The 9748-nt window shown below is 64.1% G+C and carries 9 protein-coding genes; all 9 read right to left on the bottom strand.

The window, feature by feature from the left end; translation table 11 throughout:
- A partial coding sequence (locus EOA24_RS16140) for a thiamine pyrophosphate-binding protein (RefSeq protein ID WP_245501803.1) occupies nt 1–380 on the bottom strand: 380 nt, incomplete at its 3' end.
- Nucleotides 381–552: 172 nt separating this feature from the next.
- Nucleotides 553–1959 carry a dihydrolipoyl dehydrogenase gene (gene lpdA / locus EOA24_RS16135; RefSeq protein WP_126080459.1) on the bottom strand — a complete coding sequence of 469 codons (1407 nt, stop codon included), beginning with the start codon at nt 1957–1959 and terminating at the stop codon, nt 553–555.
- A 23-nt stretch (nt 1960–1982) separates the two neighbouring features.
- Nucleotides 1983–2738, bottom strand: a complete 756-nt coding sequence (locus EOA24_RS16130) for an SDR family oxidoreductase (protein ID WP_126080458.1) — start codon at nt 2736–2738, stop codon at nt 1983–1985.
- Nucleotides 2735–3193 carry a hypothetical protein gene (locus EOA24_RS16125; RefSeq protein WP_245467319.1) on the bottom strand — a complete coding sequence of 153 codons (459 nt, stop codon included), beginning with the start codon at nt 3191–3193 and terminating at the stop codon, nt 2735–2737. Before EOA24_RS16125 ends, EOA24_RS16130 begins: the two co-directional genes overlap by 4 nt.
- Nucleotides 3194–3255: 62 nt before the next feature.
- Entirely contained in the window at nt 3256–3837 is a 582-nt protein-coding gene (locus EOA24_RS16120; RefSeq protein ID WP_126080456.1) for a hypothetical protein, read from the bottom strand.
- Between the two features lie 11 nt (nt 3838–3848).
- On the bottom strand, nt 3849–5123 hold the full coding sequence (odhB, locus tag EOA24_RS16115) for a 2-oxoglutarate dehydrogenase complex dihydrolipoyllysine-residue succinyltransferase (RefSeq protein ID WP_126080455.1): 1275 nt from the start codon (nt 5121–5123) through the stop codon (nt 3849–3851).
- 44 nt (nt 5124–5167) lie between these two features.
- Nucleotides 5168–8155, bottom strand: a complete 2988-nt coding sequence (locus EOA24_RS16110; protein WP_126080454.1) for a 2-oxoglutarate dehydrogenase E1 component — start codon at nt 8153–8155, stop codon at nt 5168–5170.
- Nucleotides 8156–8295: 140 nt separating this feature from the next.
- The gene (gene sucD, locus EOA24_RS16105; protein ID WP_126080453.1) at nt 8296–9198 is read right to left on the bottom strand and encodes a succinate--CoA ligase subunit alpha; all 903 of its coding nucleotides are present in this window, start codon (nt 9196–9198) and stop codon (nt 8296–8298) included.
- Nucleotides 9199–9210: 12 nt separating this feature from the next.
- On the bottom strand, nt 9211–9708 hold the full coding sequence (locus EOA24_RS16100; protein ID WP_126080452.1) for a DUF1579 family protein: 498 nt from the start codon (nt 9706–9708) through the stop codon (nt 9211–9213).
- Between the last annotated feature and the right edge of the window lie 40 nt (nt 9709–9748).

Here is a 9748-nt window from a genome sequence, read left to right as displayed (position 1 = left end):
CGCGAAAGCTTGGTCAGGGGTTTCATCGCCGCGACGACGTCGACGATCTGGAACCGGGCCTGCCTGGACGACCTGACGCCCTTTTGTCCGGTGATCATGACCATCGGCATGGCCCCGAGCAGCGCGTAGGCCGCGCCTGTGGTCAGGTTCAAGGCGCCCGGGCCAAGCGTGGTGATGCAGACGCCGGGCCTGCCGGTGAGCCGGCCGTGGGTGGCGGCCATGAACGCGGCCGCTTGCTCATGGCGGGTCAGGATAAGCTCGATCGAGGATTTGCGAATGGATTCGACGACGTCGAGGTTCTCTTCGCCCGGTATGCCGAAGATGCGGTCCACGCCTTCATTCTCGAGGGCGGCAACAAGCAGATCGGAGCCTTTGGACACGAGGTATCTCCTGGAGCGTTTCACCGTTTCATAGAAACGGCGAACCGCTATCTCTTTGTTTTTACGCAATTCCGGACGGAATACCGCTCACACTTTTCCTGGAATTGCTCAAGCGAACCTTGCGAGACGAGCCATGCCGAACGCTGACGCGCATCGCGCTTCGGTTCGGGATCTAGATATGAATAGGCTTGAAGAAGGTCGCCAGCGCCGCTTCCTTCACCGCTTCCGACATCGTCGGATGCGCGTGGCAGGTGCGGGCGAGGTCCTCCGACGAGCCGCCGAACTCCATCAGCACCGCCGCCTCGTGGATCATCTCGCCGGCGCCGAAGCCGACGATATGGACACCGAGCACGCGCTCGCTCACCTTGTCGGCCAGGATCTTGACGAAGCCGTCGGTGTGCAGCATGGCGCGCGCGCGGCCATTGGCGCTGAACGGGAATTTGCCGGCCTTGTAGTCGATGCCGGCCTTCTTCAGCTCCTCCTCGGTCTTGCCGACGGAGGCGATCTCCGGACTGGTGTAGACGACGCTTGGGATGACGTCGTAGTTCACATGCCCGGCCTGGCCGGCGATGGTCTCGGCGACGGCGACGCCCTCGTCCTCGGCCTTGTGCGCCAGCATCGGTCCGGCGATGACGTCGCCGATGGCATAGATGCCGGGCACGTTGGTCCTGAGATGCGCGTCGGTCTTGACCCTGCCGCGCTCGTCTAGCTCGACGCCGGCCTCCTGCAGCCCGAGGCTGTCGGCATAGGGCCGGCGTCCGGTGGCGACCAGCACCACATCCGCCTCGATCGTCTCAGTGGCACCGCCCTTGACCGGCTCGAAGGTCACGGTCGCGCCCTTCTTGGCCTTGGCCACACCCGTGACCTTGGCGCCGAGCTTGAACTCGAAGCCCTGCTTGGTGAGCAGCCGCTGGAACTGCTTCGATACCTCACCGTCCATACCGCCCAGGATGTTGTCCAGGAACTCGACCACCGTGACCTTGGCGCCGAGCCTTGCCCACACCGAGCCGAGCTCCAGCCCGATGACACCGCCGCCGACCACCACGAGACGCTCCGGCACCTTGGCCAGCGACAGCGCGCCGGTAGAGGACACGATCACCTTCTCGTCGAAATCGACCTTGACGCCCGGAATGCCGGCGACATCCGAGCCTGTGGCGATGACGACATTCCGGGTCTCGATCTCCTCGACCTTGCCGTCCTCGCCGGTCACCGAAACCTTGCCGGCCGAAATCACCTTGCCGGTGCCGCGGAAGCTATCGATCTTGTTCTTCTTGAACAGGAAGGCTACGCCGTTGACGTTTGACGCCACCGTCGTGTCCTTATGCGCCATCATCTTCTTCAGATTGAGCTTCGGTGCCGGTATCTCGACGCCCAGCGTATCGAAGGCATGGCCAGCCTCGGCGAACATCTCGGAGGCGTGGAGCAGCGCCTTCGACGGGATGCAGCCGATGTTGAGGCAGGTGCCGCCGAAGGTGGCGTTCTTCTCGACCACCGCCGTCTTCAGCCCGAGCTGCGCCGCCTTGATGGCACAGACATAGCCGCCCGGTCCCGATCCGATGATTACGACGTCATAAGCCATGGTCTTGTCCTTTGCTTTGGCGCCTATCGGCCGCCGCTCACATTGAGGATCGCGCCCGTTGTATAGGAGGCCGCGTCCGACAGAAGATAGAGAACCGCGCTGGCGACTTCGTCCGCCGTGCCGGCGCGTCTCATCGGCAGCATATCCTGCATCCGCGCCACGCGGTCCGGCTGGCCGCCGGAAGCATGGATTTCGGTCTCGGTGATTCCGGGGCTGACCGCATTGACGCGGACACCTTCCAGCGCGACTTCACGCGCGAGCCCCATGGTCATGGTGTCGATCGCGCCCTTGGAGGCGGCGTAGTCGACATATTCGCCGGGCGAGCCCAGCCGGGCGGCAGCGGAGGAGATGTTGACGATGGCGCCACCCTTGCCGCCATGCCGCGTCGACATGCGCTTCACCGCCTCGCGGGCGCACAGGAACGAGCCGACGACGTTGATGCGCATCATGCGCTCCAGCCGCTCGACACTCATCTCGTCGACCCGCGCCTTGACGTCGACGATGCCGGCATTGTTGACGAAAGCGTCGAGCCGGCCGAAGGCCCGGTCCATCGCTTCGAACATCCCGATGACATCGGCTTCGTTGCCGACATCGCCCTTCACTGCGAAGGCATCTCCACCCGCGGCCCTGAGCTCGGCGACCAGCGCGTCCACCGCGACCTGGTTGGAGACGTAGTTGACCGCCACGCGATAACCGGCCCGGTTCGCCTGCCGGCAGATGGCCGCGCCGATGCCGCGGCTGCCACCGGTGACCAGCAGCGTCTTTTTCTCGGCACTCATTCCTGGCAGCCTTTCAGCACGAAGATGTCCCACGGCACCTTGGAGAAGCCGGCGGGGCCATAGGCGGCCGACATTTCGAGCGACGGCCCGAGATCGGGGAAGATCAGGGTCTTCGGCGCGTCGACGCCCTCCGCCGGCAGCAGGCCGACGCCGCCCTTCTCGTCGGCGCTGTAGATGACGCCTTCCCACACGGTGCAGGCGGCGAGCTCCTCGCCAGTGACGTCGCCCGTCGGGCATTTGTACATAAGCGAACCATGCGGCCGCGCGGCCGATCCCTCGGTCCACATCGCGATGCCGTCGAGCACGACATTGTTGTCGAGGATCATGCGGAAGGCATTGGTGATCGTCGCCGAGCTGCCAGCCGGGGTGAAATCGATCTCGGCGCCGCTCTGCGCTTCGCCATAGACGGCGAGCTGGATCGGGCAGGCGGCCTGGGCGGCGGACGGAACCATCATCAGGCCTGCCACTATTGACGCGGTCGAAAGACTTTCGGTCAAGAGGGAGCGGATCCTCATTGCTATCCGCCCTGAACAGCTTGATCGAGGATAACAATCGTCGTAAGAAAATAGTCTATCTCAAACGCAACACTGTTCTTCCCGCCGACCGGTATTGCGTTTACCTCATACTTGAGGGTCAGGACGCGAGAACTCTCCGCCAGCTTAATATAGACGTCGCGCTCGCTGCCGCCACCGATTGCCCATTTGAAGTCGCCCTCGTTCAGGAACTGCAATGCCTTGGGCAAGGTATGTATGGCTATCGGGCTGGTGCCTGCGAACGTCACGGGATGCCGGCCCACATCGACGTTGAGATCGCCGTACCAAGTCGCCATCATTCCACCGGGCTGCAATCTCCCGAAGACGGGCTCGACGCTAATCGATCTCAGACGAAAATCGGGGCTGAAGAAAAACTCGCAATTGCGACCAAAGATGCACCAGGCCGACTCGGTGTCCTCGTGGCGATAGTGATTGTCCGCCCGCACATACTCCGGATCGATCAAGCCTCGGACCGTTTCACGGCTGCTTTTGCCGAGTTCGACAGGTCCTGCTCGGCCTGTCATCACAAGCTCGAACAGATCGATCGGCTCGACCGTTTCAGCCACAGCGCCAAACCTTAGAGATCGAGCACCAGCCGCTCGGGATCCTCCAGGCTTTCCTTGACGCGCACCAGGAAGGTCACCGCTTCCTTGCCGTCGACGATGCGGTGATCGTAGCTGAGCGCCAGATACATCATCGGGCGGATGACGATCTGGCCGCCGACCACCATCGGCCGATCCTGAATCTTGTGCATGCCGAGAATGCCCGATTGCGGCGCATTGAGGATCGGCGTCGACATCAGCGAGCCGTAGACGCCGCCATTGGAGATGGTGAAGGTGCCGCCCTGCATGTCCGCGACCGAAAGCTTGCCGTCGCGCGCGGCGAGACCCAGCCGGCCGATCTCCTTCTCGATCTCGGCGATGGACATCTGGTCGGCGTCGCGCACCACCGGCACCACCAGGCCCTTGTCCGTGCCGACGGCGACGCCGACATGGGCGAAGTTCTTGTAGATGATGTCGGTGCCGTCGATCTCGGCATTGACCGCCGGGATTTCCTTCAGCGCATGCGTCACCGCCTTGGTGAAGAAGCCCATGAAGCCGAGCTTCACGCCGTGCTTCTTCTCGAACACGTCCTTGTATTTGGCCCGCAGCGCCATCACCGCGCTCATATCCACCTCGTTGAAGGTGGTGAGCATGGCTGCGGTCGACTGCGCTTCTTTCAAGCGGCGCGCAATGGTCTGGCGCAGCTTGGTCATGCGCACGCGCTCCTCGCGCGGCGCATCCTCGGCCGAGGATGGCGCGCGGGCAACGACCGGCGCAGGTGCCGCCTTCGGCGTCTCGGCCGGCTGGGACGGCGCGCCCTTGGCGATGGCATCGAGCACGTCGCCCTTCAGCACCTGGCCGCGCTTGCCCGAGCCGGACAGCTGGTCGACCGAGAGATTGTGCTCCGCGATCAGCTTGGCCGCGGCCGGCGCCGGCGGCATGGTGCGCGGCTCGATCGGACCGTTGTCGCCAGCGATCTTGGCGGTCTCGGCCGCGGCCTGCTTGACCGAAGACGCGGCATCCGGGCTGGAAGCCTGCGCCACTGCCTGCGGCTTCGTGGCCGGGGCACCGCCGCCCGCCGAAATCGAGCCGAGCAGCGCGCCGACATTGACCGTCTCGCCTTCCTTGACGGTGATCTCGGCCAGCGTTCCGGCGCCCGCTGCAGGCACTTCCACCGTCACCTTGTCGGTTTCGAGCTCGACCAGGGGCTCATCGGCGGCGATCGCGTCGCCGACCTTCTTGAACCACTTGCCAACGGTCGCCTCGGTGACGGATTCACCCAGAGTGGGGACGCGGATTTCGGTAGCCATTGTGCCTGTCCGTTCTCTTGTCTTTTGAGGTCTGTTTCGTGCGGTTATTCGCCGAGAGCGTCGTCGAGCAGCGCGGCGAGCTGGCTGAGATGCTTCGACATCAGGCCGGTTGCCGGCGAGGCCGAGGCCGGCCGCCCGGTGTAGCGCACCCGCTGATGCTTGGCGTCGATATGCGCCAGCACCCATTCGAGATAGGGATCGATGAACGACCAGGCGCCCATATTCTTGGGCTCCTCCTGGCACCACACCATCTCGGCATTGCGGAAACGCGACAGCTCGGTGATCAGCGCCTTGGCCGGGAACGGATAGAGCTGTTCGACGCGCAGCAGATAAATGTCGTTGATGCCGCGCTTCTCGCGCTCCTCATAGAGGTCGTAATAGACCTTGCCCGAGCACAGCACGACGCGGCGGATCTTGGAGTCCTTGACCAGCTTGATCGACTGGTCGGCCAAGAGCTGCGCATCGTCCCACAGCAGCCGGTGGAACGAGCTCTCGCCCGAAATCTCCGACAGCGTCGACACCGCCCGCTTGTGGCGCAGCAGCGACTTCGGCGTCATCAGGATCAGCGGCTTGCGGAAGTCGCGCTTCAACTGCCGGCGCAGGATGTGGAAATAATTAGCCGGCGTGGTGACGTTCGCGACCTGCATGTTGTCTTCCGCGCAGAGCTGCAGGAAGCGCTCCAGCCGCGCCGACGAGTGCTCCGGCCCCTGGCCCTCATAGCCATGCGGCAACAGGCAGACGAGGCCAGACATGCGCAGCCATTTGCGCTCGCCCGACGAGATGAACTGGTCGAACACCACCTGGGCGCCGTTGGCGAAATCGCCGAACTGCGCCTCCCAGAGCGTCAGCGCCTTCGGCTCCGCCAGGCTGTAGCCATATTCGAAGCCCAGCACCGCCTCTTCCGACAGCATCGAGTTGATGACCTCATAGCCGGCCTGCGCCGCCGAGAGGTTGTTGAGCGGGATGTAGCGGGTCTCGTCGCGCTGGTCGTAGAGCACCGAATGGCGCTGCGAGAAGGTGCCGCGCTCCGAATCTTGGCCGGAAAGCCGGATCGGGTTGCCGTCGAGCAGGATGGCGCCGAAGGCCAGCGCCTCGGCCGTCGACCAGTCGATGCCTTCGCCGGACTCGATCGCCTGGCGGCGGTTCTCGAGGAAGCGCAGGATCGTCTTGTGCGCCTCGAAATCCTTCGGCACCTCGGTCAGCTTCTTACCGATCTCCTTCAGCGTGCGCACCGGCACGGCGGTCTTGCCGCGCCGTTGTTCATCCTGATTGTCAGCAGTGCGCAGGCCGGACCACGCGCCGTCCAGCCAGTCGGCCTTGTTCGGCTTGTAGCTCTGGCCGACTTCCCACTCGGCTTCCAGATGCGCGCGCCAGTCGGCCCGCATCTTGTCGACCTCGGCCTGGGTGACGTGGCCCTCCGCGATCAGCCGGTCGGCATAGATCTGCACCACCGTCTTGTGGGTGCGGATGTTGCGATACATGATCGGTTGGGTAAAGGCCGGCTCGTCGCCCTCATTGTGGCCGAAGCGGCGATAGCAGAACATGTCCACGACCACCGGCTTGTGGAACTTCATGCGGAACTCGGTCGCCACCTTCGCGGCGTGCACCACGGCTTCCGGATCGTCGCCATTGACGTGGAAGATCGGCGCCTCGATCATCTTGGCCACATCCGACGGATAGGGCGAGGAGCGCGAGAAGCGCGGATTGGTGGTGAAGCCGATCTGGTTGTTGATGATGACGTGCAGCGTGCCGGCGACGCGATGGCCGCGCAGCCCCGACAGGCCGAGGATCTCGGCGATCACGCCCTGGCCGGCGAAGGCGGCGTCGCCATGCAAAAGCAGCGGCATCACCTTGGCGCGCTCCGACAGCGGCACGACCTCGCCACGCTCGCGGCCGGAAAGCTGGTCCTGCTTGGCGCGCGCCTTGCCCATCACCACCGGATCGACGATTTCCAGATGCGAGGGATTGGCCGTCAGCGACAGATGCACCTTGTTGCCGTCGAACTCGCGGTCCGACGAGGCGCCGAGATGGTACTTCACGTCGCCTGAGCCTTCGACCTCGTCGGGCGCGGCCGAGCCGCCCTTGAATTCGTGGAAGATGGCGCGGTGGGGCTTGGCCATCACCTGGGAAAGCACATTGAGGCGGCCGCGATGCGCCATGCCGAGCACGATTTCCTTGAGGCCGAGCTGACCGCCGCGCTTGACGATCTGCTCCAGCGCCGGGATCAGCGACTCGCCGCCGTCGAGGCCGAACCGCTTGGTGCCCTTGTACTTGACGTCGATATATTGCTCGAAGCCCTCGGCCTCGATCAGCTTGGACAGGATCGCCTTCTTGCCGGTGGCGGTGAAGGTGATCTCCTTGTCGGCGCCTTCGATGCGCGCCTGGATCCAGGCCTTCTCTTCCGGGTCGGAGATATGCATGAACTCGACGCCAAGGGTCGAGCAATAGGTGCGGGTCAGGATGTCCAACATCTGCCGGATGGTGCCGAATTCCAGGCCCAGCACATTGTCGAGGAAGATCGGCCGGTCGTAATCGGCTTCGGTAAAACCGTAATTCTCCGGCGACAGCTCGTTATAGTCCTCGAGCGGCTTGGCGATGCCGAGCGGATCAAGATTGGCGTGCAGGTGGCCGCGCATGCGGTAGGCGCGGATCATCATGATGGCGCGCACCGAATCGCGCGTCGCCTGGTGCACGTCGGCGTCGGAAAGCACGGCGCCGTTGACGACCGCCTTGTCCTTGACCTTCTTTTCGATCGCCTTCTCAACCAGGCCCCAATTGCCGTCCAGCGCCGAGACCAGCTCGCCATTGGCCGTCAGCGGCCAGGAGGGCTTCGCCCAGGAGGCGCCCTTGGCGTTCTTGCGGACGTCGCCCGCGTCGTCCTTCAGCGCCGAGAAGAAATCCTGCCACTCCGGATCGACCGAAGCCGGATTGTCCTCATAGGCCGCGTAGAGCGCGTCGATATAGTCGGCATTGCCGCCGTAGAGGAACGAGGTGAGCGAGAATTGGTCGTTGGCCTGATCTTGTCTTGCCATTTTCGTCTGCGGAGCCTGGCTCCGTCTCCTTAGTTTGGAGGGGAGTAGGGCAGTAGGGGAGTAAGGCAGTAGGGCGAGCAAGCTGTCGACACGCTCGTCCCGTTCGTCCTATCCCCCTACTGCCCTACTCCCCTACTGCCTTAACCTTTGATCGCCTCGACCAGCGTCGTGCCGAGCCTGGCCGGCGACGGTGAGACCTTGATGCCGGCCGATTCCATCGCCGCGATCTTGTCTTCCGCGCCGCCCTTGCCGCCCGAGATCACCGCGCCCGCATGGCCCATGGTGCGGCCGGCCGGCGCCGTGCGCCCGGCGATGAAGCCCGCCATCGGTTTCTTGCGGCCGCGCTTGGCTTCGTCCTTGAGGAACTGCGCGGCGTCTTCCTCGGCCGAGCCGCCGATCTCGCCGATCATGATGATCGACTTGGTCTCGTCGTCGGCGAGGAACATCTCCAGCACATCAATGAATTCGGTGCCCTTGACCGGGTCGCCGCCGATGCCAACCGCCGTTGTCTGGCCGAGGCCGACATTGGTGGTCTGGAAGACTGCCTCATAGGTAAGTGTTCCCGAGCGCGAAACAACGCCCACCGAGCCCTTGCGGAAGATGTTGCCGGGCATGATGCCGATCTTGCACTCGTCGGGCGTCAGCACTCCAGGGCAGTTCGGGCCGATCAGCCGCGAAGTGGAGCGGTCGAGCCGCGCCTTGACCTTGACCATGTCCATCACCGGGATGCCTTCGGTGATGCAGACGATGAGCGGGATCTCTGCCTCGATCGCCTCGATGATGGCCTCGCCCGCGCCCGCCGGCGGCACATAGATGACCGAGGCGTTGGCGCCGGTCCTTGCCTTGCCCTCGGCCACCGTGGCGAAGATCGGCAGGCTTTCGCCCTTCGAGCCGGTCCAGGTCTCGCCCCCCTTCTTCGGGTGGATGCCGCCCACCATCTTGGTGCCGTGATAGGCCAGCGCCTGCTCGGTGTGGAACGTGCCGGTCTTGCCGGTCAGACCCTGAACCAGCACCTTGGTATTCTTGTCGACGAGAATGGACATCGCGGCCCTTTTCTAAAAACCGTTGATCGTGGAAGGCGAGACGCGCCGGTAGAGCCCGCTCACCATGTCTTCCCAAGCATTGCTGCTCGTGGCCTTGAACTGAAGTTTCATGCGATAGGTATCGATGTCGTCAAAATTGTAGGTCACGCGAGCCGAGCCGCGCGGCGACGACCGTTCCAGCGCCAATTCGCCGTCGTTCCACGTGCCCGTGGCCGGTGACATCGGCACGAACCCCATCGAGTCGAACTGATGCATGGTGACGAGGCCGTTCTGCTGGTCGAAGCCGAACACATTATGTGCGCCGAACGAGATCGTCCCGTCGCGGCGCTGGCGATAGCGCTGCACCACGAACAAGCCGCCGAACTGAGCCTCGGCCTGAACTTCCGCAGTCGCCGTGCCGGCATCGGTCCATTGCGTTGCCGCGACTTCTTCCTCGCCGCGCCATGCGCCGACCAGCGCCTGCAGGCGTTGGTGACCATCCGAGAGGGAAGAGAAGGGCGACGCGTTCATGGCTCACAGCCGCTTGAGATCGGTGACGGTGAGGTCGCTC

It is taken from the genome of Mesorhizobium sp. M2A.F.Ca.ET.039.01.1.1 (assembly GCF_003998035.1).
Taxonomy (GTDB): domain Bacteria; phylum Pseudomonadota; class Alphaproteobacteria; order Rhizobiales; family Rhizobiaceae; genus Mesorhizobium.
Note: the sequence above shows the minus strand (reverse complement) of the source record. Positions and strands in the feature narration are given on the sequence as shown.